Origin of the sequence: Pseudomonas sp. W17 (assembly GCF_040268305.1) — a bacterium.
Classification (GTDB): domain Bacteria; phylum Pseudomonadota; class Gammaproteobacteria; order Pseudomonadales; family Pseudomonadaceae; genus Aquipseudomonas; species Aquipseudomonas protegens.
Genome location: NZ_CP158490.1, coordinates 2,233,108 through 2,259,305, shown reverse-complemented (window position 1 = coordinate 2,259,305; position 26,198 = coordinate 2,233,108). Strand labels below are relative to the sequence as shown.

The 26,198-nt window shown below is 57.3% G+C and carries 22 protein-coding genes; 20 read left to right on the top strand and 2 right to left on the bottom strand.

The features are described from left to right. Positions 1-5: 5 nt before the first annotated feature. The 8 genes from ABCR88_RS10465 (at position 6) to ABCR88_RS10430 (ending at position 9,859) form a co-directional block, all read left to right on the top strand. Positions 6-1,949, top strand: a complete 1,944-nt coding sequence (locus ABCR88_RS10465; protein ID WP_350404498.1) for a glycosyltransferase family 1 protein — start codon at positions 6-8, stop codon at positions 1,947-1,949. Continuing rightward, positions 1,946-2,776, top strand: coding sequence for an ABC transporter permease (locus ABCR88_RS10460; protein WP_041116923.1), 831 nt, complete (start codon positions 1,946-1,948; stop codon positions 2,774-2,776). The genes ABCR88_RS10465 and ABCR88_RS10460 overlap by 4 nt, the downstream gene beginning before the upstream one ends. Beyond that, positions 2,766-4,109, top strand: a complete 1,344-nt coding sequence (locus ABCR88_RS10455; RefSeq protein WP_350404497.1) for an ABC transporter ATP-binding protein — start codon at positions 2,766-2,768, stop codon at positions 4,107-4,109. Before ABCR88_RS10460 ends, ABCR88_RS10455 begins: the two co-directional genes overlap by 11 nt. After that, positions 4,102-5,112, top strand: a complete 1,011-nt coding sequence (locus ABCR88_RS10450) for an FkbM family methyltransferase (RefSeq protein WP_015634793.1) — start codon at positions 4,102-4,104, stop codon at positions 5,110-5,112. The genes ABCR88_RS10455 and ABCR88_RS10450 overlap by 8 nt, the downstream gene beginning before the upstream one ends. An 846-nt stretch (positions 5,113-5,958) precedes the next feature. Beyond that, positions 5,959-7,044 carry a GDP-mannose 4,6-dehydratase gene (gmd, locus tag ABCR88_RS10445; protein WP_350404496.1) on the top strand — a complete coding sequence of 362 codons (1,086 nt, stop codon included), beginning with the start codon at positions 5,959-5,961 and terminating at the stop codon, positions 7,042-7,044. Between the two features lie 7 nt (positions 7,045-7,051). Then, positions 7,052-7,987: a GDP-L-fucose synthase gene (locus tag ABCR88_RS10440; RefSeq protein WP_041116915.1), complete on the top strand. Its 936-nt coding sequence runs from the start codon at positions 7,052-7,054 to the stop codon at positions 7,985-7,987. Then, positions 7,988-8,731: a glycosyltransferase family 2 protein gene (locus ABCR88_RS10435; protein ID WP_232644128.1), complete on the top strand. Its 744-nt coding sequence runs from the start codon at positions 7,988-7,990 to the stop codon at positions 8,729-8,731. Between the two features lie 12 nt (positions 8,732-8,743). Beyond that, the gene (locus ABCR88_RS10430; RefSeq protein WP_350404494.1) at positions 8,744-9,859 is read left to right on the top strand and encodes a glycosyltransferase family 4 protein; all 1,116 of its coding nucleotides are present in this window, start codon (positions 8,744-8,746) and stop codon (positions 9,857-9,859) included. Between the two features lie 39 nt (positions 9,860-9,898). Here ABCR88_RS10430 and ABCR88_RS10425 read toward each other — a convergent pair whose 3' ends face one another. After that, on the bottom strand, positions 9,899-11,347 hold the full coding sequence (locus ABCR88_RS10425; RefSeq protein ID WP_041116910.1) for a mannose-1-phosphate guanylyltransferase/mannose-6-phosphate isomerase: 1,449 nt from the start codon (positions 11,345-11,347) through the stop codon (positions 9,899-9,901). Between the two features lie 476 nt (positions 11,348-11,823). Between ABCR88_RS10425 and ABCR88_RS10420 the strand changes: the two genes are divergently transcribed. Next, positions 11,824-13,389, top strand: a complete 1,566-nt coding sequence (locus ABCR88_RS10420) for a PAS domain-containing methyl-accepting chemotaxis protein (RefSeq protein WP_011060247.1) — start codon at positions 11,824-11,826, stop codon at positions 13,387-13,389. A gap of 170 nt (positions 13,390-13,559) precedes the next feature. On the opposite strand, the gene ABCR88_RS10415 is transcribed toward ABCR88_RS10420, so the two are convergent. Beyond that, on the bottom strand, positions 13,560-14,255 hold the full coding sequence (locus tag ABCR88_RS10415; protein ID WP_350404492.1) for an alpha/beta family hydrolase: 696 nt from the start codon (positions 14,253-14,255) through the stop codon (positions 13,560-13,562). Positions 14,256-14,354: 99 nt separating this feature from the next. On the opposite strand from ABCR88_RS10415, the gene ccoN (ABCR88_RS10410) reads away from it, so the two are divergent. The 11 genes from ccoN (ABCR88_RS10410) to ABCR88_RS10360 all read left to right on the top strand — a co-directional run bounded on the left by ccoN (ABCR88_RS10410) (position 14,355) and on the right by ABCR88_RS10360 (position 26,191). Then, positions 14,355-15,779 (top strand): cytochrome-c oxidase, cbb3-type subunit I, encoded by a 1,425-nt coding sequence (gene ccoN, locus ABCR88_RS10410; protein ID WP_011060245.1) that lies wholly within the window; start codon positions 14,355-14,357, stop codon positions 15,777-15,779. Between the two features lie 10 nt (positions 15,780-15,789). Continuing rightward, positions 15,790-16,398, top strand: a complete 609-nt coding sequence (gene ccoO, locus ABCR88_RS10405; protein ID WP_015634784.1) for a cytochrome-c oxidase, cbb3-type subunit II — start codon at positions 15,790-15,792, stop codon at positions 16,396-16,398. 3 nt (positions 16,399-16,401) lie between these two features. Further along, a complete protein-coding gene (locus tag ABCR88_RS10400) occupies positions 16,402-16,632 on the top strand; it encodes a cbb3-type cytochrome c oxidase subunit 3 (RefSeq protein ID WP_011060243.1) in 231 nt (76 codons plus the stop codon). Continuing rightward, positions 16,629-17,570, top strand: coding sequence for a cytochrome-c oxidase, cbb3-type subunit III (ccoP, locus tag ABCR88_RS10395; RefSeq protein ID WP_011060242.1), 942 nt, complete (start codon positions 16,629-16,631; stop codon positions 17,568-17,570). The genes ABCR88_RS10400 and ccoP (ABCR88_RS10395) overlap by 4 nt, the downstream gene beginning before the upstream one ends. Positions 17,571-18,068: 498 nt before the next feature. After that, entirely contained in the window at positions 18,069-19,511 is a 1,443-nt protein-coding gene (ccoN, locus tag ABCR88_RS10390; protein WP_011060241.1) for a cytochrome-c oxidase, cbb3-type subunit I, read from the top strand. Further along, the gene (ccoO, locus tag ABCR88_RS10385) at positions 19,511-20,119 is read left to right on the top strand and encodes a cytochrome-c oxidase, cbb3-type subunit II (RefSeq protein ID WP_011060240.1); all 609 of its coding nucleotides are present in this window, start codon (positions 19,511-19,513) and stop codon (positions 20,117-20,119) included. The genes ccoN (ABCR88_RS10390) and ccoO (ABCR88_RS10385) overlap by 1 nt, the downstream gene beginning before the upstream one ends. A 5-nt stretch (positions 20,120-20,124) precedes the next feature. Then, positions 20,125-20,310: a CcoQ/FixQ family Cbb3-type cytochrome c oxidase assembly chaperone gene (locus tag ABCR88_RS10380; RefSeq protein ID WP_011060239.1), complete on the top strand. Its 186-nt coding sequence runs from the start codon at positions 20,125-20,127 to the stop codon at positions 20,308-20,310. Then, on the top strand, positions 20,307-21,284 hold the full coding sequence (gene ccoP, locus ABCR88_RS10375) for a cytochrome-c oxidase, cbb3-type subunit III (RefSeq protein ID WP_232644124.1): 978 nt from the start codon (positions 20,307-20,309) through the stop codon (positions 21,282-21,284). The genes ABCR88_RS10380 and ccoP (ABCR88_RS10375) overlap by 4 nt, the downstream gene beginning before the upstream one ends. A gap of 393 nt (positions 21,285-21,677) precedes the next feature. Beyond that, positions 21,678-23,093, top strand: a complete 1,416-nt coding sequence (gene ccoG, locus ABCR88_RS10370; RefSeq protein ID WP_011060237.1) for a cytochrome c oxidase accessory protein CcoG — start codon at positions 21,678-21,680, stop codon at positions 23,091-23,093. Between the two features lie 11 nt (positions 23,094-23,104). Beyond that, on the top strand, positions 23,105-23,641 hold the full coding sequence (locus ABCR88_RS10365) for a FixH family protein (protein ID WP_011060236.1): 537 nt from the start codon (positions 23,105-23,107) through the stop codon (positions 23,639-23,641). A 99-nt stretch (positions 23,642-23,740) separates the two neighbouring features. Further along, positions 23,741-26,191, top strand: a complete 2,451-nt coding sequence (locus ABCR88_RS10360; RefSeq protein ID WP_011060235.1) for a heavy metal translocating P-type ATPase — start codon at positions 23,741-23,743, stop codon at positions 26,189-26,191. Positions 26,192-26,198 lie beyond the last annotated feature (7 nt).

Genomic DNA, 26,198 nt, shown 5'->3' with positions numbered 1-26,198 from the left:
ATGTAATGAACAATGATTTCCCTCTGCCCGAGGGTTTATTTGGTCGCTTCGGAGTTGTAAAACTTTGGCCAGGTATTAAAACCGCAGAAGATGAGTGCATCGCACGTCTAAAGCTGGCAGCCAAAGCCATTGGGGTTGAATGCGTTGAAATCCTCGCCGATGGCGGCTTCGTCTCCGCTCCGGACATAAAAGCGTCCAAGGCGAATGTCGATTTTGTGATTCACCTCCACTACGACACCCCAAAGCGCTACGACGCGTTTTCCTTTGTCGCACTCTGGAACCCGCTGAAGTTCTACCATGAGTGGGGCTATCAACGTTGCTCGCGCAACCTGACCACGCACGATGACTTCCTCAGTTGCAGCTCCATTGCCGCTGATGACCATGTGGCCCGAATGGTACGTGGCGCTACGACGCACTTACCCGCACACTTCAAGCTGTACCACTCCACCCCCCAGATCGTACATGAACCATCTCTGGGTGACGGCAAACTGTTCTACGCCGGTATTAACTGGGAAGCGATCGTCAGCAGTCGTCAATCGCGCCAGCAGGAAGTGCTCAAGCGACTCGACCCTACCGGTCTGCTGAAAATCTACGGCCCAACCATTTTTCAGGGCGTGCGTGTCTGGGAAGGTTATCAGAGCTACGTTCGAGAGATTCCGTTCGACGGAAACTCCATGATCAACGAGATCGCCAAAGCGGGGGCGGCACTGGTACTGTCCTCCCAGGCCCACCGCGACTCGGAAATGATGTCGAACCGTCTGTTCGAAACCATTGCTGCTGGCACCCTTGTCATCTGCGACGAGAATCCTTTCGCGCAAAAATTCTTTGGCGATTCACTTCTTTATATCGACAGCCGGTCTCCGATGGAGCAGATCTACGGCGATATCACAGCCCACCTCAGCTGGATAAAAAGCAATCCCGAAGAGGCCATGGCCAAGATCAAAAAGGCACAGGCTATCTTCAACAGCCATTACTCGCTGATCGGCAGCTTGAAGGAACTGTACAGTGGCTTGAAGGAGCGTAAGCAACAATTAGTCACACGACATCTTGGGACCGAAGGCGAAAAAACACATATCAGCCTAAACCTCTTGATGCCCGAGTACTCTACTGCGGCTCTGAAAGCACACGTCGAAAGCGTCCGCCATCAGGATTACAGAAACTTCACCGCCACGCTGGTCATCGATAAGGTAATCGCTGGCAGCCTGAAACCGGAAATTTCAAGAATCCTCAGCGCCTCGCCTATCCCGATTCAGATAAAGGAAGTTGAAGCCTACAGGTACGGCATTCATCCTGGAATCAAGAGCAAACGTCCGCTAGGAGAAATTCTTCAGGAACTGGTAAACGACGCAGCGGAATCCGACGCGATCATATTTGTCGCACCGAATGAAAAGCTGTTCTTCAACCACCTGACCGTTCTAGCTGGCGCCTTGCAAAGCGACGATCAAGTGAACTGCGCGGCAACCGCGGTGATCATGGACGATGGTCACTCGCCTGTGCATACCGTTCACGAGTTGATCGACTTTGGTCATGTGGACGCTGCCGGCCCACCCGGATATGGCCGCTTCATTTTCAGGACTGCGTCGCTCCCTGCCGACCTGGGTATCGCACTCCATTATCTTGACGGGCGGCCACTGGCGGCAATGATCAGCGGTAAAATCAAGCACCTGCTGCCTGCTACCGTCACATTGGATATCCGTCAGTCGTTCCCCGAAAGAACTTGGGATGAGGCCGCAGAAACCGAACTAATCAAGGATTTCAATCCTGGAGTACTTAAGGTTTCGGCAGGGTTCTACATGCCTGAAGTACCCGCCCCTGTCGTCGTAGAGTCGCCGCGGCAGCACATCGCCCGGCTGTTCCTTAACAAGGCATGGGTCAAGGCTCAGATCCAGGCGATCAAGACCCAAGGCTTCAGGGCTCGCTTTGAAATACTGAAGCGGAAGCTGAGATGAACCCGCACTCACCCGCCCCCGTCTCGCTGTTGTCACTGATCAAAAGCGTTTGGTCAAACTGGCACCTGATCCAGCAAATGACCAAACGAGATGTCATCGGACGATACAAAGGTTCGATGATGGGTATTCTGTGGTCATTCGCGAACCCGATACTGTTGCTGGTGATTTACACGCTGGTCTTTTCAGTCGTGTTCAAGGCTCGTTGGGGAACCGGCGAGCCTGGCAGCAAAGGTGAGTTTGCGATTCTGCTATTCACCGGAATGATCGTTCACAGCTTGTTTGCCGAGACATTGACTCGGGCCCCCACGCTAATTTTGAGCAACGTAAGTTACGTAAAGAAGGTGGTCTTCCCTCTGGAGATTCTCCCTATCATTGCCATGGGCACCTCCTTCTTCCACGCGTTGGTCAGTATTGGCGTATTGTTGGTCGCACAACTTCTGGTTCACGGCACCATCCCCTGGACAGTCGTTTTTCTGCCACTGGTGATAGCACCGCTGATCGTGCTGTCTTTAGGCCTGGCCTGGATACTTGCATCGCTTGGGGTGTATTTACGCGATGTCGCGCACCCCATTGGCCTGCTTATGACCTTGCTGCTGTTCGCCTCTCCGGTTTTTTACCCCATTTCCGCTCTACCCGTCGAAATCCAACCTTGGCTGATGCTCAATCCCCTCACCTTCATTATCGAGCAAGCCCGAGCGATACTAATCAGTGGTTCAATGCCTAACTTCGCTGGCCTCGCAGTTTATGCTGTTGTGGCCTTGAGCGTTGCTTGGGCGGGATATGGCTGGTTCCAGAAGACCAGAAAAGGATTCGCGAATGTCCTCTAATGAATTCGCAATTCGTGTGGAAGCCGTTTCCAAGCGATTCGAAATATTCGAACACCCTCGTGATCAACTCAAGCAATTCGTTTACCCGAGGTTGCGTCGCCTGCTCCGCAGGCCAAGTCGTAACTACTTCAAGGAATTCTGGGCTCTTCGCGAAATTTTCCTTGAAGTTCGCAAAGGCGAGTCCTGTGCAATCGTCGGACTGAACGGCAGCGGTAAAAGCACTCTCTTGCAGATCATCACCGGCACCCTCACCCCCACTACAGGTAAGGTGAGCATCAACGGTCGTGTAGCTGCTTTACTTGAACTGGGGTCAGGCTTCAATCCTGAGTTCAGCGGCCGCGAAAATGTTTATATGAACGGAGCACTACTGGGCTTCAGCCGTCGTGAAATCGAAGCAAAAATACCCGACATAGAGGCGTTTGCTGATATTGGCGAGCACTTCGAACAAGCCGTTTCATCGTATTCCAGTGGCATGCAAATGCGTGTCGCCTTCGCCGTTTCGACGGCGTTCGAGCCCGACATTTTGATTATTGATGAGGCGTTGGCGGTAGGCGATGCCTACTTTCAGCAAAAGTGTTTCCAACGCCTGGAAAGCTTTCGCGCACGCGGGGGGACGTTACTGTTCGTGTCCCATGATGCCAACACGGTCAAACACATTTGCAACAAGGCTTTGCTACTGAGCCATGGCCGAACACTCAGTTTTGGTGCACCTCGAGACGTGATCGATTTGTATCAAGGGTTGGTCGCCAAAAAAACCGACATGAGTAGCGGCGAGGTATCTATCGATCAGAGCATTGCTCCTGCAACTGAGAGCCTCGAAGCGATTGAGCTCCCCAAGGTGTGGACAAAAGCTACAACCATCACGACCAACGGCGACGCCGAACTTATCGACTTCGCCCTCCTGAACGCCGAAAACCAGCCTGTCACCCACATTGAAAGCGAAACTCAGTTAACCGTTCGATACGTGGTTAAGCTGAACAAGGACTTCGAGCGCCCTGCCTATGGCCTTATAGTCAGGGACCGTTTGGGACGCTCGATATTTGAGACCAGCACTTTTGCCTTGCAAATGCCCGAAGCGCCATGCGAAGAAGGCGCCCAGGTCCTCGTAAGATTCAACCTCAATCTGAATCTAAAGGCGGGTCAATATTCATTTTCGGTGGGTGTTGCAAATAAAGGTTTCTCTAGAAGCGAATTTGAAGAGTACAGCTTGCTGATGCATGACGTTGAACAGCTGCAGGTTACAGAATCGCCGCTGGCAGCGTTCTATGGCGGGATTTTCAATATGCACCCGGTTGTCTCAGTGGATTTATTGGAAGAAAAACAAAATGTCTGATCTCAATACACTGTCCCAACAGCTCGCAGAAGCCCTGCAAGAATTGAAGGCTTTGAGCGAGCGTCAGATTCACTTTGAAACGATTCTTCTGAACAAAGGCCTTTCGACTGAGGACGTAGGAAGTTTTAACCCCCTACTACGTCGCAATTTCGTCAGCAATGCTGACGCAGCCCAACAAAAGCACTTGATGCATACGTGGAAACATAACTCCCCAAGAGTGCTTGAGCCTTCAGACTTGGTGGAAAGCGGGTTTCGTGCGTTTTCGCAAAATGATGAAGACGGAATCTTGTTGCGCCTATTCACACATATTGGCTGCACCAATCGCTATGTCATCGAAATTGGCAGCAACTGCAGCGATTCTGATGTGGGGATTCCGGAAAACCTGTCGACAAATTTGCTGGTCAATCATGGCTGGCATGGAACAATTTTTGAACTCGATGCAACTGAGTGCAGCAGAATGCGTTACTTTTTCGCGCGCACAGCTTCGACGCGGCATTACCATTGGACTCGAGAGGGCGAAACCGAATACTACTCGCCGAAGATCGTTCAGCAAGCCATTAGCCCGGAAAATATCAACGGCCTGCTTATGGCAAACAACCCGGAACCGGAACCCGACCTCTTCATCATCGACATCGATGGCGGTGACTTCGCAGTCATGGAAAACCTGCGTGACATCCGACCTCGCGTAATTGTCGTAGAGTTTGAAAAGCGCTTTCGCGAACGGCACAGCGTCGTCCAGCGTGACCGAGAGCAATTCAACCGTAGATGGCAGCAATCAGGGGCAGCAAGCCTGACCGCCTGGACGACCCTTCTGAAGCCCAAGGGCTACGAACTCTGCGCAGTGGGAACCTGCTGCTTCAATGCTTTTTTCGTACGCGAAGACATCGCCAAAGGCAATTTGACTGCTCTGAATCCAAAAGAAGCATTTGACTCCCATCCAGTATTTTCAGCGATTGATGATGCTTTCTGGCTTATGCCTGACGAAAGCTGGCAACCATTTTAAATTTGCACCTGCGGCAAAGGAATGGGCCTCAGTGGCGGGGCAGCATCGGAGGTGTAGCTTCTCGATCAGGGCCTGCAGAGACTAAATACAGAAATCTTGGCATACTTGCGTATATACGCCTATATTTATTGTCGCTATATATAAACGATATCAAGGACAGTTCACGGCAACGCTTCTGATGACTCGAATCAATTCACTTTAATATTTCAACCGTGTGAACAATCTAGCAAAACTTTTGCTTTTTTTCGTAACCATCACAAACCTGTCTGTGATACTCGCCAGATCAGTTTGCCTATACTCTTCTTTCGAAGAGAAACCTCGTGCCTAATCGATAACGAGGAATATTGCAGAGTGATACTACGCTGGTGCTTGCCAAGCGTCGCTGCGATAGCGTCACTCAACGTCACATCCCTCTCACTGCCAGCTTCAAGACATGCTCCCTAGGCAAAAGAGGCAAAGTGCCACTCTTCGATTAGGACTATCAAGCCAGGCAAACTCGATCGAGAGGATTAAGTGATTCGTTCTGGATCAAAAAAATTTGTACTTCGGCAATAACGAGCTCTCAAAAAACCAATGCATTTCCAGTGGCGGTATGAGGGAGATGTCTGATTTTCTGGCGATAAATGTCCAACTTCGCCGTGATTTTCAGCCACAAGCAATTAAAGCCGCCTGCCCATACACCGTAGAAGTCACAAGCTACCAGGATACATTGAGAATTCAGCCCCATTGAGGCAGTATAGGCGATCGTGATTTGGGCCCGGATCGAGCAAATTGATCATGCGGAACTATCTACCCGCTTACGTACCTAAAGAAGATTTTTTGAATCAAATACGTTAAGAGAAGCATATGAAAAAAGTTGCGCTTATTACTGGAGTAACAGGTCAAGACGGATCCTACCTGGCCGAGTTGCTTCTCGAAAAAGGTTACGAAGTGCACGGTATAAAGCGCCGGGCATCATCCTTCAATACCGACCGTATCGATCACCTTTACCAAGACCCCCATGAGTCAGATCGTCGCTTGGTCCTGCACTATGGCGACATGACCGATTCGACCGGCCTGATCCGCATCATCAAACAAATACAACCCGACGAAATCTATAACCTGGCTGCGCAGTCCCACGTTGCGGTCTCGTTCGAAGAGCCAGAGTACACTGCCAACTCAGACGCGCTGGGTGCCTTGCGGATCCTTGAGGCGATCAGGATCCTGGGGCTCGAGAAGAAGACCCGCTTCTATCAGGCTTCAACCTCCGAGCTGTACGGCTTGGTGCAGGAAACTCCACAGAAGGAGAGCACACCTTTCTACCCACGCTCGCCTTACGCAGTAGCAAAGCTGTACGCATACTGGATTACCGTCAACTACCGGGAAGCGTACGGTATCTATGCCTGTAACGGCATTCTCTTCAACCACGAAAGCCCGGTGCGCGGCGAGACCTTCGTCACTCGCAAGATTACCCGTGCACTCGCACGCATCAAGCTGGGCCTGCAAGACTGTCTGTATCTGGGCAACCTTGATGCACTGCGCGACTGGGGCCATGCGAAAGACTACGTCGAGATGCAATGGCTGATGCTGCAGCAAGAAACTCCGGAAGACTTCGTTATTGCAACCGGCAAGCAATACAGCGTTCGCGACTTCGTCAACGCGGCAGCGAAACACGCCGAAATCGACATTACCTGGAAAGGTGAGGGCGTCGATGAGAAAGGCTACGACGCAACCGGTAAATGCATAGTTTCCGTGGATCCGCGGTACTTCCGTCCAACCGAGGTGGAAACATTGCTAGGCGACCCAACCAAAGCGAAGCAGAAACTGGGATGGACGCCTAAAATCACCTTTGAGGAGCTGGTCAATGAAATGATGACCGAGGACCTCAAGTCAGCGACCCGTGATGAGTTGGTAAAAAAGCACGGCTACTCCGTTTACGATTACCACGAGTAATAGTTAGGTGGATAAACGCGCCAAAATATACATCGCAGGCCATGCCGGTATGGCTGGCTCTGCGATCCAGCGGCGGCTATCCGCCGCTGGATTCAGCAATTTCGTCACCCGTTCGCATGCTGAACTTGATTTGACTCAACAGGCTGCTGTCGATGCTTTTTTCGCAACAGAAAAACCTGAGATTGTGTACTTAGCAGCCGGCAAGGTAGGCGGAATCAAAGCCAATAACAACTTTAGAGCTGAATTTATATATCAAAACCTGATGATAGAGGCGAACGTAATTCACAGCGCTTGGAAACATGGCGTCGAACGGCTTCTTTTTTTGGGCTCCAGTTGCATATACCCGCGGGACTGCCCCCAGCCGATCCACGAAGACCACCTGTTGACCGGACCGCTGGAACAAACCAATGAACCGTACGCCCTCGCCAAGATCATGGGTGTAAAGATGTGCGAGAACTACCACCGCGAATACGGTGCAAAGTTCATAGCCGTTATGCCGTCAAATCTTTATGGCCCCAATGACAGCTACAACCTGGAAAACTGTCATGTGCTGCCGGCACTGATTAGCAAAGCCCATGAAGCAAAAATTAGCGGCGCATCAGAGTTAATAGTTTGGGGTTCGGGAAAGCCAAAGCGCGAGTTCCTTTTCGTCGAAGACATGGCCGATGCTTGTCTACACTTGATGGAATCCAACGTTGACAGCGGACTATTCAATGTTGGAATGGGCAGTGATCTATCCATCCGCGAACTAGCAAAGTTAATCATGGAGGTGGTCGGGTATAACGGGCAGATCGTATACGACCAGAGCCAGCCTGACGGTACACCCCGTAAACTACTCGACATCACTCGCCTAAAGAACTTGGGATGGGCTGCCAAAACGCAACTGCGTGAAGGTATAGCATTGACCTACCAAGATTTTCTCAGCCGTCTGGATCGCCACTGAATGCATCAACCCTTGGTTACGATTACAGTCCCCTCCTTCAATCAAGGGCGTTATCTCGACGACGCCTTAAGGTCAATATTTGAACAAAATGTCCCTGTGGAGGTGTTTGTTCTGGATGGTGGTTCCACCGATAACTCGGTGGAAATCATCCGTAAATGGGAACACAAGCTAGCTGGTTGGCGCAGCTGTCCAGATAAAGGCCAAGCAGCTGCTATCAACGAAGGTATCCTTCAAGGTAAAGCACCGTATGTCTGCTGGCTGAATAGCGATGACTGGTTCGAGCCGGACGGACTAAAACGACTGATCAGTGCCATTGAAACAGCACCTGAGGCCTCAGCCGTTTATGGGAAATGCTGGAACGTTATTCAAAATACCGGAAAACGCAAACCGGTTTGGGTTGAGCCGTTCAGCGAGCGCAGGCTAGCGCTTCGCTGCATTATTTCCCAACCAGCGACGCTGATTCGACGATCCGCATGGCTGAATATTGGCGGCGTGAACCCCACCTTGCATATGGCTATGGACTACGATCTTTGGTGGCGACTCTTCAAAATAGTGGGCCCTCTCAAATATATCGACGCGTTTGTAGCGGTCAATCGAGAACATGAAGCGACCAAAACAAAAACTTTGCGCCGCCGCCATTATCAGGAAGCTATGGCGGTGGTGCGTAAGTATCACGGTAGCGTTCCCTTAAAGTGGTGGCTTTTTCAGCCCTACGCCGTCTGGCTCAAATCCATCTTTCCATAGCCGGAAGTTACCATGCGCATTCTGCATTTTTTTAAAACCGCCCTTCCTGACACCATGGGCGGCATAGAGCAAGTGATTGATCAAATTTGTCAGCAGTCTCATCGTATGGGGGCGACCTGCGAAGTCCTTACACTATCCCCCAACCCAATTCCAGCCACAATAGAAATGAACGGTTATCGGGTTCATCGCGTTAAAGAAAACCTTAATATTGCCTCAACAGGCTTTTCGTTAGAGGTTTATTCGAAGTTTAAAGAACTTGCGCGGAATGCGGATATCATTCACTACCATTTTCCATGGCCATTCATGGACTTGATCCACTTTGCCAGTTGTACCGGAAAACCCAGCGTTGTTTCATACCACTCTGACATCATCAACCAGAAATTTCTCTTAAAGCTCTACCGCCCACTCCAAAATATATTTCTGCGTAGCGTCAACCGGATCATTGTCTCATCCCCCAACTACCTAGAATCAAGTGCTGAGCTTTCTACATTTCATGACAAAACCACAATTATTCCTATAGGTCTCAACAAGGAAAGCTACCCAATCCCCTCCACTGCTCTAACGACACGCTGGGCGGAAGAAATGAGCGAGCGGTTCTTCCTGTTTGTTGGCGTATTGCGCTACTACAAAGGGCTTCACACATTGATGGAAGCTCTCCAAGGCACTGGATACCCTATGGTCATCGTAGGAGATGGACCAAAAAAACAAGAACTCATGGCGCAAGCAAAAAGTATGGGGCTTCAAAACGTCCACTTTTTGGGCCGTCTTCCAGAAGCAGACAAAGTCGCGCTAATTCAACTTTCAACAGCCATCGTATTCCCCTCGCACCTTCGTTCCGAAGCGTTCGGAGTGTCACTACTGGAGGGGGCAATGTATGGAAAGCCGATGATCTCGTGCGAGATTGGTACAGGCACTACGTACATCAACATTGCCGGCGAAACCGGGCTGGTAGTCCCACCAGAGCACCCGACAGCGCTTCGCCAAGCGATGCAACACCTTTGGGACGACCCGCAAGAAGCATTGGTAATGGGCGAAAAGGCGCAGAGTCGTTACAACCTGCTATTCACGGGGGAGCAAATGACACGAGCCCACATCGAGGTCTATCAGGATCTGCTGAACACGCAATGAAACACCAGCCCGATTTGACTCGGGCTAATGATTAGCGGATTACCTACTGCCTTCAGCTCGACCGTAGCTATCCTCGAACCTGACAATATCATCTTCCCCTAGGTAATCGCCGCACTGCACCTCAATTAATACCAAGTCAATCATCCCCGGGTTTTGCAGACGATGCGTGTGCCCAGCACGTATATACGTGGACTCATTGGTATTGAGCAAGAATCGTTGTTGGTCGTTAACAACCAATGCCATACCACTGACCACAATCCAGTGCTCACTGCGATGGTGATGCATTTGGAGCGACAACGAGCCTTGAGGTTTTACGACAATGCGCTTGATCTTGAAGCGCGTGCCCTCTTCCAAGGTAGTGTAAGCCCCCCAGGGACGCTGCACCGTAGTGTGGTCCAAGTGCGAGCAATGACCGTTTTTCTTCAACTGCGCAGTGATCACCTTGATGTCTTGGGCATGGTCTTTGTGCGCGACCAACAAAGCATCCGGCGTATCGACAATGATCAGGTTTTCAACCCCAACTAACGCGGCCAGTCGACGCTGGCTGCGCACGTAGTTGTTGGTGGAGGCATGAAGGATGGCTTCGCCTTCGATACGGTTGCCTTGCTCGTCCGCTGGCGAGAGTTCACTCATGGCCTTCCAAGAGCCAATGTCACTCCAGCCAATATCACAAGGTATGGTCGCCACTTTGTTTGAGCGTTCCATCAGTGCGAAATCGAGGGAAATGTCCGGTACTTTGGCAAAGCTTTCCGGCTCCAGATGCAGGCTGCGATGGCTGCTGCCTTGCATCACACCGGAACCAGCAAGGCACAGATCTACGGCGCTGGCGACATCCGGCGCACAGAGCGCCATTTCTTCAATAAGTGTGCCCGCACGGAAACAGAACATCCCGGAGTTCCAGTAATACTCACCGGACGCCAGGTAGTCTCTCGCAGTATCCAAATCCGGTTTTTCGACGAAACGCTTGACCTTGAAGCCGTTGACTAATGACGCGTCGGTATCTTTTTGAATGTACCCGTAGCCAGTTTCCGGATATTCGGGCTTCACCCCAAAAGTCACCAGCCAGCCGTCCCGGGCCTGCTGCGATGCAGACTCGACTGCTGCAGCGAACGCCGCCTGATTGTCGATCAGGTGGTCCGCCGGCAACACCAGCATAATCGCGTCAGGGCCGTGAGTTCGGGCCACCTCCTGCGCCGCCAATGCGACCGCAGCAGCGGTGTTGCGGCCAAAAGGCTCGAGTACGAAACCCAAGTTGGTGTAGTTCGGCGCAGTGGCAACATATTCATCAAGGGTTTTGAAGTAGAGATCACGGTTTGTGATCGTCAATACTTCTGTTACGTCATTTAACGCCAAGGCGCGACTGTATGTTTTTCGAATCAAATTGCCACCATCGGGCAATTCGATAAACGGCTTGGGATGAGCAGTACGTGAAACAGGCCATAGACGGCTGCCTGAACCGCCACAAATAATGACTGGAACGAGTGTCACGCTGTACTCCTTTACTAAATATCACATCATTTATCAGGCCAAAAACTCACCAACATAAATACTGCGGGCTCGAAGGAGGCGACTTAGAGCCTAGCTGACCCTAGACAAACCTAACCGAGAAAATGCTGGACATGAAGAAAAGCAAGTCACTTTTCTTACAAAAATAGGAGCATATTCTTCACTGGATGGTAATTTTTGTCTAGGAAAAGCCGGATCTATACCCGCGCAGCTACCCGTATTCAGATGGATAAAAACTGACCTACCATTCACAACGGCTCACTTAATTGAAGATTAAGACACACTGCCTTACAAATCGTGTCATTGATCTTTATTGCTTTTCGCTCGGATTTCGCGCGCATCGGGATATTACGACGTGCAAAAAGCTCGCAAACCGTCACCGGACATTTAGAGAAATTCCCTTCAACTATTCCGGGAACCTGCCGATAATCGATGAAAGCCTTGCGGATTGAAAACTCATGCGTAATAACCAACCCGTTACCCAGCGCGAACGTACCTTCCCCGCTCAGCAACGATTGATTTCCACCACCGACGCCAAAGGCGTGATCACCTACTGCAACGACGCCTTTGTCGAGATCAGTGGGTTCTCCCGTGAAGAACTGGTTCGCGCACCGCACAACCTGGTACGTCACCCTGATGTGCCGGCGGCGGTGTTCGCGCACATGTGGGGCACCTTGAAACAAGGCTTGCCATGGATGGGCATTGTCAAGAACCGCTGCAAGACCGGCGACCACTACTGGGTCAACGCCTATGTGACACCGGTTTTCGAAGGCAGCCAGGTGGTAGGTTACGAGTCGGTCCGGGTCAAGCCCACCGCCGAACAAGTGCGCCGCGCCGAAGCCCTCTACCAGCGCATCAACTCTGGCAAGTCGGCCATTCCCAAGCGTGACAAGTGGCTGCCGGTGCTGCAGGACTGGCTGCCGTTCATCCTGGTCAGCCAGCTGAGCTTCATGATCGGTGCCTGGCTCAATTCCCACTGGGGCTTCGCCCTGGCCGCCGCGCTCTCGGTGCCCCTGGGCCTGCTGGGCCTGAGCTGGCAGCAGCGCGGCCTCAAGCGCCTGCTGCGCCTGGCCGAGCAGACCACCTCCGACCCGCTGATCGCTCAGATGTATACCGACAGCCGCGGCGCCCAGGCCCGCCTGGAGATGTCGATCCTGAGCCAGGAAGCGCGCCTGAAGACCTGCCTGACCCGCCTGCAGGACACGGCCGAGCACCTCAACGAGCAAGCCCGCCAGTCCGACACCCTGGCCCACAACAGCTCCAGCGGCCTGGAGCGCCAACGGGTCGAAACCGAGCAGGTGGCCACCGCGGTCAACCAGATGGCCGCCACCACCCAAGAAGTGGCCAGCCACGTGCAACGCACCGCCGACGCAACCCAGGAAGCCAATCGCCTGACCGGCCGTGGCCGCGATATCGCCGGGGAAACCCGCGAAGCCATCCAGCGCCTGTCGGTGGTGGTGGGCGAAACCGGGTTGACGGTAACCCAACTGGCCAAGGACAGTGACGAGATCGGCGGCGTTGTCGACGTGATCAAGGGCATTGCCGACCAGACCAACCTGCTGGCCCTGAACGCAGCCATCGAAGCCGCCCGCGCCGGTGAAATGGGCCGCGGCTTTGCCGTGGTGGCCGACGAGGTGCGTCAGTTGGCACAGCGCACCAGTGAGTCCACCGGGCAGATCCATACCCTGATCGCCAAGCTGCAGCAGACCGCCGCCACCGCCGTTCAGACCATGGACGCCGGTCATCGTCAGGCCGAAGAAGGCGTGGCCCGGGTTCTGGAAGCCGACCAGGCACTGGTGGGCATCAGCGAAGCGGTGGCCAACATCACCGACATGACCACCCAGATCGCTGCCGCCACCGAAGAGCAAAGCTCGGTGGCCGAAGAGATCAGCCGCAACATCAGCACCATCGCGCAACTGGCGGACCAGACTTCGGAGCAGGCCCAGCATTCGGCCGAGCTCAGCGAAGCGTTGACCCGCACCGCACACACCCAGTACTCGCTGGTGGAGCGCTTCAACCGCTAAGCCCCCCCTAGGGCCGGCAACAAAAAACCGGAAGCCAAGGCTTCCGGTTTTTTTATGCCCGCAAATCCACCCGACAACCGTAGGAGCGAGCTTGCTCGCGATAAATCTTCACCGCGCTCCAAATTCGAAGGCCGGGCGAACGCTTCGCGAGCAAGCTCGCTCCGGCAGGTTCAGCTCAGCGCTTTCAGGAAGGCAGCAACCTTGAGCGCCGCAGATTCCAGATGCTGCTCATGGCTGAAACCCGAGGCCTTCAGGGGCTTGAGATCGTGATCAGCGGCCGCCAGCCAGTACAACTCGATACTGGGTGCCAATGTGTAGGCCTCGACCGCCTGGCGATTGCCCAGGGCGTCACGCTCGCCCTGCACGATCAGGCTCGACACTGACAGATCGGCCAGATGCGCCACCCGCGGTTTTTCCGGTTTGCCGGCGGCATAGAACGGATAGCCCAGGCACACCAATGCATCGGCCTGCAGTTCATCGGCCAGCAAACTGGCCATGCGCCCGCCCATGGACTTGCCGCCCACCGCCAACACCCCAGTGACATAAGGTCGCACCAGGGCATGCACCTCGCGCCAGCATTCCAGCAGCCTGGGCGCCGGGTTGGGCGGACGTTTGCCGCCATCCAGGCGCCGCTGGGCCATGTAGGGAAACTCGAAGCGCAAGACGTTCACCCCATGCCCCGCAAGGCGTACAGCAATATCATTCATGAACCCACTGTCCATGGGCGCGCCGGCGCCATGGGCGAGGATCAGGGTCGGCGCCGACTGCACCTCGACGCCCTGCGCGACATCCCACAACCAGCCCCGCTCCCGCACACACTGCGCCCATTGACCCCCGTCAATACTGGCCTTGTGCTCATTGCTCATGCTTGCCTCGCTTTTAGTCTGCCTATAACTCCAGACGAAGTGAGCGCGCCTTGCCGTGCGCAGTCGCTTTCACTTCAACTGAACCGTGGATGGGGAACCATGAACACTTCTATCAGTACCGCCTACAACTACAAGGTGGTCCGCCAATTCGCCATTATGACGGTGGTGTGGGGCATCGTCGGCATGGGGCTCGGGGTTTTTCTCGCTGCCCAGTTGGTCTGGCCCGAACTCAACTTCGACTTACCGTGGACCAGCTTCGGCCGTCTGCGGCCATTGCACACCAACGCGGTGATCTTCGCCTTCGGCGGCTGTGCGCTGTTTGCCAGCTCGTTCTACTCGGTGCAACGCACCTGCCAGACCACGCTGTTCGCGCCGAAAATCGCCGCGTTCTGCTTCTGGGGCTGGCAACTGGTGATCCTCCTGGCGGCCATCAGCCTGCCACTGGGCTACACCAGCTCCAAGGAATACGCCGAACTGGAATGGCCGATCGATATTCTGATCACCATTGTCTGGGTGGCCTACGCCATCGTGTTCTTCGGCACCCTGATGCAGCGCAAGACCAAGCACATCTATGTGGGTAACTGGTTCTTCGGCGCGTTCATCATCACCGTGGCCATCCTGCACATCGTCAACAACCTGGAACTGCCGGTCAGCTTCACCAAGTCCTACTCGGTGTATGCCGGTGCGACCGATGCGATGGTGCAATGGTGGTACGGCCACAACGCCGTGGGCTTCTTCCTGACCGCGGGCTTCCTGGGGATGATGTACTACTTCGTACCCAAGCAGGCCGAGCGCCCGGTGTACTCCTATCGCCTGTCGATTGTGCACTTCTGGGCACTGATCACCCTGTACATCTGGGCCGGTCCGCACCACCTGCACTACACCGCGCTGCCGGACTGGGCTCAGTCCTTAGGGATGGTGATGTCGCTTGTTCTGCTGGCACCAAGCTGGGGCGGCATGATCAACGGCATGATGACCCTCTCGGGCGCCTGGCATAAGCTGCGCAGCGACCCGATCCTGCGGTTCCTGGTGGTATCCCTGGCGTTCTACGGCATGTCGACCTTCGAAGGTCCGATGATGGCGATCAAGACCGTCAACGCCCTCTCCCACTACACCGACTGGACCATCGGCCACGTACACGCCGGCGCCCTCGGCTGGGTAGCGATGATCTCCATCGGCGCGCTGTACCACCTGATCCCGAAAGTCTTCGGCCGCGAGCAGATGTACAGCACCGGCCTGATCAACACCCACTTCTGGCTGGCTACCATCGGCACCGTGCTCTACATCGCTTCGATGTGGGTCAACGGTATCGCCCAGGGCCTGATGTGGCGTGCGGTCAACGAGGACGGCACCCTCACCTACTCCTTCGTCGAAACCCTGGTGGCCAGCCACCCAGGCTTCATCGTGCGACTGGTGGGTGGTGCGATCTTCCTCAGCGGCATGTTCCTGATGGCTTACAACACCTGGCGCACCGTGCGTGCCGCAGTGCCAGCCGAAGTCAACGCCGCTGCGCAGATGGCCTGAGGAGTCCGCCATGAAACACGAAACGATTGAGAAAAACGTCGGCCTGCTGATGCTGCTGATGGTCTTCGCGGTGAGCATCGGCGGTCTGACCCAGATCGTCCCGCTGTTCTTCCAGGACGTCACCAACAAGCCGGTGGAAGGCATGAAGCCCTACACCGCCCTGCAGCTGGAAGGCCGCGACATCTACATCCGCGAAGGCTGTGTACAGTGCCACTCGCAGATGATCCGTCCGTTCCGCGCCGAGACCGAGCGTTATGGTCACTACTCGGTGGCCGGTGAAAGCGTCTGGGACCACCCGTTCCTGTGGGGTTCCAAGCGTACCGGTCCGGACCTGGCCCGGGTGGGCGGTCGCTACTCCGATGACTGGCACCGTGCGCACTTGTACAACCCGCGCAACGTGGTGCCCGAGTCGAAGATGCCGGCCTACCCATGGCTGGTGACCGCACCGGTGGACAGCAGCCACACCGAAACCAAGCTCAAGGTCATGCGCACCCTGGGCGTGCCGTACACCGACGAAGACATCGCCGGCGCCACCGCCACGCTCAAGGGCAAGACCGAAATGGACGCCCTGGTCTCCTACCTGCAAGTGCTTGGCACTGCGATCAAGAGCAAGAGGTGAGCCATGGGTTTTGAACTCGATAGCGGCATGATCCGCGGCCTCGGGACCCTGGTGGTGATGATCGCCTTCATCGGCCTGTCGATCTGGGTGTTCAACTCAAAGCGCAATCCCGAGTTTGCCCAGGCCCGCCTGCTGCCCTTCGCCGATGACCCGATGCCGGGCACGGCACCGGCCGGTAACACAACTGATGACGCTCAACCTCAAGAGCCTGCAACAAGGAGCATTCGGCCATGACCACCTTCTGGAGTACGTGGATCTGCGTACTGACCATTGGCAGCCTGATCGGCCTGACCTGGCTGCTGGTCGGCACCCGCAAGGGCGAGACCAAGGGCAGTGTCGACCAGACCATGGGCCACGCCTTCGATGGCATCGAGGAGTACGACAACCCCCTGCCGCAATGGTGGTTCCTGCTGTTCGCCGGGACCCTGGTGTTTTCCGTTGGCTACCTGATCCTCTACCCGGGTCTGGGCAACTGGAAAGGCATCCTGCCGGGCTATGAAGACGGCTGGACCCAGACCAAGGAATGGGAAAAGGAGATGGCCAAGGCGGACGTGAAGTTTGGTCCGATCTTCGCCAAATTCGCGGCCATGCCGGTGGAAGAAGTGGCCAAGGACCCGCAAGCGCTGAAAATGGGTGGACGCCTGTTCGCCTCCAACTGCTCGGTCTGCCACGGTTCCGACGCCAAGGGTGCCTTCGGCTTCCCGAACCTGGCGGACGACAACTGGCGGTGGGGCGGCAGCGCCGACACCATCAAGGCCACCATCATGGGCGGCCGCATGGCGGCCATGCCAGCCTGGGGCGAAGTGCTCAAGGAAGCAGGCGTGAAGAACGTGGCAGCTTACGTTCGCCACGACCTGGCCGGCCTGCCCCTGCCAGCCGACAGCGATGCCGACCTGGTAGCCGGACAGCAAGCGTTCAGCACCACCTGCGTAGCCTGCCACGGCGCTGACGGCAAAGGCACCCAGATCATGGGCGCGCCCGACCTGACCCAGCCCGCCGGCTTCATCTACGGTACCAGCCTGGCCCAACTGCAACAGACCATCCGTCATGGTCGCCAGGGCCACATGCCAGCGCAGAGCGAACTGCTCGGCAATGACAAGGTGCAACTGCTGGCCGCCTACGTTTACAGCCTCTCCCACGGCAACAAGCCACAGGCTGAAAACACCCAGTAAGACGAGTCACGGCAAGCTGCGGGTTCCCGACTTGCAGCTTGCCGCTCGTGGTTCAACTTCCCGCTCCTTTGCGACCAAGTGTCGCACCCTCTCCCGCAGCGCGTTTGCACTCATCTGATTCAGGTCTAAGCTTGCCCCGATGGGGACTGGCACGGGCTGGTCACAGGCCAACGGTATCCGTGACGTTCGAAGCTTCTGCTCGATGACAGGCCGCAAAGGCTGGTTTATACCGGCTGTCGACTCTCTTACCGCCTGTCAGCTGATCCATCAGCTTCCACACACCCGGTTACAACCGACCTGACACCCCCCGTTTCCTGTCCATGGCGACAGCTTGTCCGAGGGCAATTTTTTGTCCCTACTCGGCATAGGGAAAGGCCGCAGAATCAGGCATGGAACGCATTGACCCAGGTCATAGCGCGTTGCAATGACCCCCTGCTTTCTCCATACTTGCGACCGATTTTTATCCCTAATAAAACACCCAAACCGTGGAACCTTAGAATGAGCACAGCAATCAGTCCGACTGCTTATAACTATAAGGTAGTCCGCCAGTTCGCCATCATGACGGTGGTCTGGGGGATCCTTGGCATGGGGCTCGGTGTCTTCATCGCCTCACAACTGGTATGGCCGGAGTTGAACTTCGGTCTGCCGTGGACGACGTTTGGACGCCTGCGCCCGCTGCACACCAACCTGGTGATCTTCGCCTTCGGTGGATGTGCATTGTTTGCCACCTCTTACTATGTCGTGCAGCGAACCTGCCAGACGCGACTGATTTCCGACAGCCTCGCGGCCTTCACCTTCTGGGGCTGGCAAGCGGTGATCGTCGGCGCGATCGTGACCCTGCCCCTGGGTTACACCACCACCAAGGAATACGCCGAACTGGAATGGCCCCTGGCTATCCTGCTGGCGATCGTCTGGGTCACCTACGGCCTGGTGTTCTTTGGCACCATCACCAAGCGCAAGACCAAGCACATCTATGTCGGCAACTGGTTCTACGGTGCCTTCATCGTGGTGACCGCGATGCTGCACATCGTCAACCACGCTTCCCTGCCGGTCAGCTTCTTCAAGTCCTACTCGGCCTACGCCGGTGCAACTGACGCGATGATCCAGTGGTGGTACGGCCACAACGCCGTGGGCTTCTTCCTGACCACCGGCTTCCTGGGGATGATGTACTACTTCGTACCTAAGCAGGCCGAGCGTCCGATCTATTCCTATCGCCTGTCCATCGTGCACTTCTGGGCGCTGATCACCCTGTACATCTGGGCCGGTCCGCACCACCTGCACTACACCGCGCTTCCGGACTGGGCCCAGTCCCTGGGCATGGCCATGTCGATCATCCTGCTGGCGCCAAGCTGGGGCGGCATGATCAACGGCATGATGACCCTCTCGGGCGCCTGGCATAAGCTGCGCACCGACCCGATCCTGCGGTTTCTGGTGGTATCGCTGGCGTTCTACGGCATGTCGACCTTCGAAGGTCCGATGATGGCGATCAAGACCGTCAACTCGCTCTCGCACTACACCGACTGGACCATCGGCCACGTACACGCCGGCGCTCTGGGCTGGGTAGCGATGATCTCCATCGGCGCCCTGTACCACCTGATCCCGAAAGTCTTCGGTCGTCAGCAGATGCACAGCATCGGCCTGATCAACACCCACTTCTGGCTGGCTACCATCGGTACCGTGCTCTACATCGCCTCGATGTGGGTCAACGGCATCACCCAGGGCCTGATGTGGCGTGCAATCAACGATGACGGCACCCTCACCTACTCCTTCGTCGAAGCGCTGCAAGCCAGCCACCCGGGCTTTATCGTCCGTGCTCTGGGCGGTGCGTTCTTCGCCACCGGCATGCTGATCATGGCGTACAACGTGTTCCGTACCGTTCGCGCCTCGAACCCGGCTGAAGCTGAAGCCGCTGCTCAGATCGCTGTAGTTGGAGCTCACTGATGAAGCACGAAGTAGTCGAGAAGAATATTGGCCTGCTGGCCTTCTTCATGGTCATCGCCGTCAGCATCGGCGGCCTGACCCAGATCGTCCCGCTGTTCTTCCAGGACGTCACCAACAAGCCGGTGGAAGGCATGAAGCCCCGCACCGCGCTGGAACTGGAAGGCCGCGACGTCTACATCGCCAACGGCTGTGTCGGCTGCCACTCGCAGATGATCCGTCCGTTCCGCGCTGAAACCGAACGCTATGGTCACTACTCGGTGGCTGGTGAGAGCGTCTGGGACCACCCTTTCCTGTGGGGTTCCAAGCGTACCGGCCCGGACCTGGCCCGAGTGGGCGGTCGTTACTCCGATGACTGGCAGCGTGCGCACTTGTACAACCCGCGCAACGTGGTGCCCGAGTCGAAGATGCCGGCTTATCCGTTCCTCGTAGAAAACAAGCTCGACGGCAAAGACACCGCGAAGAAAATGGAAGTCTTGCGCACGCTCGGCGTCCCTTACACCGACGAAGACATCGCCGGTGCCAAGGATGCCGTGAAGGGCAAAACCGAAATGGACGCGCTGGTGGCCTATCTGCAAGGCCTGGGCACCATCATCAAAAGCAAACGGTGATCTAGATGGATATCGGGATGATTCGTGGCCTGGGCACCCTTGTTGTGATGGTGGCCTTCATCGGTTTGGCGCTCTGGGTGTTCAGCCCCAAGCGCAAGTCCGAGTTTGAAGACGCAACCTTGCTGCCGTTCGCGGATGATCCCGACGCCATCAAGCACGTCGAGCAAGCTTCTAGGAGTAACAAAGAATGACTACGTTCTGGAGTCTGTACGTCACAGTCCTCAGTCTGGGTACCATCTTCGCCCTGACCTGGCTGCTGCTGTCGACCCGCAAGGGCCAGCGCGCCGAGCAGACCGACGAGACGGTCGGCCACTCCTTCGACGGGATCGAGGAGTACGACAACCCCCTGCCGAAATGGTGGTTCATGCTGTTCGTCGGCACCATCGTCTTCGCCCTGGGCTATCTGGTGCTGTACCCGGGCCTGGGCAACTGGAAAGGCGTTTTGCCGGGCTACAACTACCTCGATAACGAGAAGCAGACCCCGTTCGCCAATGGCCAGTCCGGCTGGACCGGCGTCCACGAGTGGGAAAAGGAAATGGCCAAGTCGGACGCCAAGTTCGGTCCGATCTTCGCCAAGTACGCCGCCATGCCTATCGAAGAAGTGGCCAAGGACCCGCAAGCCCTGAAAATGGGTGGCCGTCTGTTCGCATCCAACTGCTCGGTCTGCCACGGTTCCGACGCCAAGGGCGCCTATGGCTTTCCCAACCTGACCGACGCCGACTGGCGCTGGGGCGGCGAGCCGGAAACCATCAAGACCACCATCATGGGCGGTCGCCACGCGGTGATGCCGGCCTGGCTGGACGTGATCAAGGAACAAGGCGTCAGTGACGTTGCCGCCTATGTCCTGACCAACCTCGACGGCCGCAAGTTGCCGGAAGGCCTGAAGGCCGACCCGGTCAACGGCCAGAAGCTGTTCGCCGCCAACTGTGCGGTATGCCACGGTCCGGAAGGCAAAGGCACCCCTGCCATGGGCGCGCCTAACCTGACTCACCCGGCAGCCTTCATCTACGGTTCGAGCTTCGCCCAACTGCAGCAGACCATTCGTTACGGCCGTCAAGGCGTGATGCCAGCGCAGGAACAACTGCAAGGCAACGACAAGGTTCACCTGCTGGCGGCTTATGTCTACAGCCTGTCCCACGGTGACAAGCAGGCCAACGCCGAGTAAAACCGACGCCTGAAAGCAACACTCAACGGCCCCGCCAATCAACATTGGCGGGGCCGTTTTGTTTGCGCCTGGCATCGGCTGACGCTCGACGGCGGATCCCCCTTTCCGGCAACCCGCTAGCCAGGATTCGACAATATGGCGGACTTCGAGACCTGCGGCGTACGCCTGCTCACCCCCTGGAAGAATTGAACGGCGCGACGTGCAAAAGGGTCCATAATCCACAAGTCAATTGATTCAAGTCATTACACCATCAGTTGATTTCTCCCAACGCGACCAAAGGTCGCACCCTTGCGTTAGAGCTACAGGCGTATCATTGCGCCACTGCAACACCCCTTTTGACCGCGGTCGGCACGCATCGACCGAGGCATTTTTCCACTGCCGTGGGATGCAATGATGAGCAACCAGATTCCCGTACAAGACGTTACCCCGCCTGCCAAAAACGCGACCAACAGCGTCGATCTCTACGCCTCCAGGGAAAAAATCTACACCCGCGCCTTCACCGGCCTGTTCCGCAATCTGCGCATGCTTGGCGGCGCCGGATTGTTCCTTCTGTACTTCGGTACCGTGTGGCTCAACTGGGGCGGCCACCAGGCTGTCTGGTGGAACCTGCCGGAACGCAAATTCTTCATCTTTGGCGCCACGTTCTGGCCCCAGGACTTCATCCTGCTCTCGGGCCTGTTGATCATCGCCGCCTTCGGCCTGTTCTTCATTACCGTCTATGCCGGCCGCATCTGGTGCGGCTACACCTGCCCGCAGAGTGTCTGGACCTGGATCTTCATGTGGTGCGAAAAGGTCACCGAAGGCGATCGCAACCAGCGCATCAAGCTGGACAAGGCGCCCATGAGCGCCAACAAGTTCCTGCGCAAATTCAGCAAGCACAGCCTCTGGCTGCTGATCGGCTTCGTCACCGGCATGACCTTCGTCGGCTACTTCTCGCCGATCCGCGAACTGGTCATCGACTTCTTCACCGGCCAGGCCGATGGCTGGTCCTACTTCTGGGTCGGCTTCTTCACCCTGGCCACCTACGGCAACGCCGGCTGGCTGCGGGAACAGGTGTGCATCTACATGTGCCCCTATGCACGCTTCCAGAGCGTGATGTTCGACAAGGACACCCTGATCGTTTCCTACGACCCACGCCGTGGCGAAGCCCGTGGCCCGCGCAAGAAAGGCGCCGACTACAAGGCCCAGGGCCTGGGCGACTGCATCGACTGCACCATGTGTGTCCAGGTCTGCCCCACCGGCATCGACATCCGTGACGGCCTGCAGATCGAATGCATCGGCTGCGCAGCCTGCATCGACGCCTGCGACAGCATCATGGACAAGATGGAGTACCCCCGCGGGCTCATCAGCTACACCACCGAACACAACCTCTCGGGGCAGAAAACCCATAAACTGCGCCCACGCCTGATCGGCTATGCCCTGGTGCTGCTGGCCATGATCAGCCTGCTGGTTACGGCATTTTTCATGCGTTCGCTGGTGGGCTTCGATGTCAGCAAGGACCGGGTGCTGTACCGCGAAAACGCCGAAGGCCGGATCGAAAACGTCTACAGCCTGAAGATCATGAACAAGGACCAGCGCGATCACACCTATGTGCTGGACGCCTCCGGCCTGCCGGACCTGAAGCTGCAGGGCAAGCGCGAAATCCACGTGGTGGCCGGCGATATCGTCAGCATGCCGGTGGAACTGTCGATTGCTCCCGAACAGCTGCCATCGACCACCAACGAGGTGAAGTTCATCCTCAAGGATGCCGACGATGACAGCGTCCATGTTGAAGCCAAGAGCCGGTTCATCGGCCCACAAATTCGTTAAGAGAAGTGATCATGCCCGCAGCCACCGCCGCAAGCCCCTGGTACAAGCACCTCTGGCCCTGGATCATCATTGGCATCCTCGCCTGTTCCGTGACCCTGACCCTGTCCATGGTGACCATTGCCGTGAACAACCCGGACAACCTGGTCAACGACAACTACTACGAGGCCGGCAAGGGCATCAACCGCTCCCTGGACCGCGAGCTGCTGGCCCAGACCCTGAAGATGCGCGCCAACGTGCACCTCGATGAGCTGACCGGTGAAGTCGAACTGCGCCTGAGCGGTGACAGCCAGCCCAAGACCCTGGAACTGAACCTGATCTCGCCGACCCAGCCGGAAAAGGACCGCAAGATCACCCTGGCCCGCAGCGAAACCGAACACGGGCGCTACATCGGCCAGTTGACCGACCAGGTCGAAGGGCGGCGCTTCGTCGAACTGCTGGGAGTCGAGGGCGACAAGACCTGGCGCATGTTCGAAGAAGAACAGGTCAGCCATGACAAGGACCTGCTGCTGGGCGACGAGCCCCTGCAAGGTGCCGAAGACCTGAACTGAGCAGTACCTGCCGTACATCGCCGGCCCGTCGCCTCGCCTGCCCTTGCAGCGGAACCGGTGCGCCGGCGATGAGTTTTTCCCACATTACAAAGACCGCCGATGACCACGCCACTGCCTTGCTACCACTGTGCCCTGCCGGTTCCTGCCGGTAGCCGGTTCACCGCCGTCGTGCTTGGCCAACCCCGGGAGTTCTGCTGCCCGGGCTGCCAGGCAGTGGCCGAAGCCATAGTCGCTGGCGGTCTGGAGCACTACTACAGCCATCGCAGCGAGGCCTCGGCCAACCCTGAAGCCCTGCCCGTGCAACTGGTGGACGAACTGGCGCTGTACGACCGCGCCGACGTGCAGCAGCCCTTTGTCCGGCACGAAGGCGAGCTGGCGGAAACCACGCTGCTCATGGAGGGCATCAGTTGTGCCGCCTGCGGCTGGCTGATCGAAAAACACCTGCGCAGCCTGCCAGCGGTGGCCGAAGCCCGCCTCAACCTGTCCAACCACCGCCTGCACGTGCGCTGGGCCGACAGCCAACTGCCCCTGAGCCAGGTGCTCAGCGAGCTGCGCCACATCGGCTACGCCGCCCACCCGTATCAGCCGGATCGCGCCTCCGAGCAACTGGCCAGCGAAAACCGCCTGGCCTTGCGCCAGCTGGGCGTCGCCGGCCTGCTGTGGTTCCAGGCCATGATGGCGACCATGGCCACCTGGCCGGAATTCAACATCGACCTGAGCCCCGAGCTGCATACGATCCTGCGCTGGGTCGCGCTGTTTCTCACCACGCCCATCGTCTTCTACAGCTGCGCACCGTTCTTCAAGGGCGCCATGCGCGATTTGCGTACCCGCCACCTGACCATGGACGTCTCGGTGTCCCTGGCCATCGGAGGGGCCTACCTGGCCGGCATCTGGACCTCCATCAGCGGCATTGGCGAGTTGTATTTCGATGCCGTCGGCATGTTCGCCCTGTTCCTGCTCGCCGGACGCTACCTGGAACGCCGGGCCCGGGAGCGCACCGCGGCGGCTACCGCGCAACTGGTCAATCTGCTGCCAGCTTCCTGCCTGCGCCTGGATGAAGACGGCCAGAGTGAACGCATCCTGCTCAGCGAATTGCGCCTGGGCGACCGGGTGCTGGTGCACCCCGGCGCAGTACTGCCGGCAGATGGCAAGATCCTCGACGGCCAATCGAGCATCGACGAATCCCTGCTCACCGGTGAATACCTGCCGCAGCCCCGTGGCCTGGGCGATAGGGTGACCGCCGGCACCTTGAACGTCGAAGGTGCGTTGACAGTGCAGGTCCAGGCCCTGGGCCAGGACACCCGGCTGTCGGCCATCGTGCGCCTGCTGGACCGGGCCCAGGCAGAGAAACCGCGGCTGGCGGAGGTTGCCGATCGTGCGGCCCAGTGGTTCCTGCTGTTCTCGCTGATCGCCGCGGCCGCCATCGGGTTGCTGTGGTGGCAATTAGACGCCTCACGGGCGTTCTGGATCGTCCTGGCCATGTTGGTGGCGACCTGCCCTTGTGCGCTGTCCCTGGCCACGCCCACAGCGCTCACCGCCGCCACCGGCACCTTGCACAAGCTCGGCCTGTTGCTGACCCGCGGCCACGTACTGGAAGGCCTGAACCAGATCGACACAGTGATTTTCGACAAAACCGGCACCCTCACCGAAGGGCGGCTGGCGCTGCGTTCCATCCGGCCATTGGGGGCCCTGTCCAGCGATGACTGCCTGAGCCTGGCCGCAGCCCTGGAAAACCGTTCCGAGCACCCGATCGCCCGGGCTTTCGGCCGTGCCCCAGTGGCCGCCGAGGAAGTTACCAGCAGCCCCGGCCTGGGCCTGGAAGGCCTGGTGGGCGATCAGCGTCTGCGCATCGGGCAACCAGCCTACGTTTGCCAGCTCAGTGGCTGTACCGTTCCGCCCATGCCCGATGAGGCCGGCCAATGGCTATTGCTCGGTGACAGCCAGGGGGCTCTCGCCTGGCTGGTGCTGGACGACCGCCTGCGCAGTGATGCTCCGGCCCTGCTGGCGGCCTGCAAGGCCCGTGGCTGGCACACCCTGCTGCTGTCCGGGGACAGCTCGCCGATGGTCGCCAGTGTCGCTGCCGAACTGCAGATCGATGAAGCCCGGGGCGGCCTGCGCCCCGATGACAAGCTGCAAGTGCTGCAACAGTTGCACCAGCAGGGCCGCAAGGTGCTGATGCTCGGCGATGGGGTCAACGATGTGCCGGTGCTGGCCGCCGCCGACATCAGCGTCGCCATGGGCTCGGCTACTGACCTGGCCAAGACCAGCGCCGATGCGGTACTTCTGTCCAATCGCCTGGACGCCCTGGTGCAGGCCTTCAGCCTGGCCCGCCGCACGCGCCGGGTGATCATCGAGAACCTGCTCTGGGCCGGGCTGTACAATGGCCTGATGCTACCGTTCGCCGCCCTCGGCTGGATCACTCCGGTGTGGGCGGCGGTCGGCATGTCCATCAGTTCCCTGACCGTGGTGCTCAACGCCCTGCGCCTGACCCGCATGCCGCGGCCGGCCGACAGCGCCGACGCCCCCGAAACCCGCCCGTTGCCGGCCTGAGCCGCCG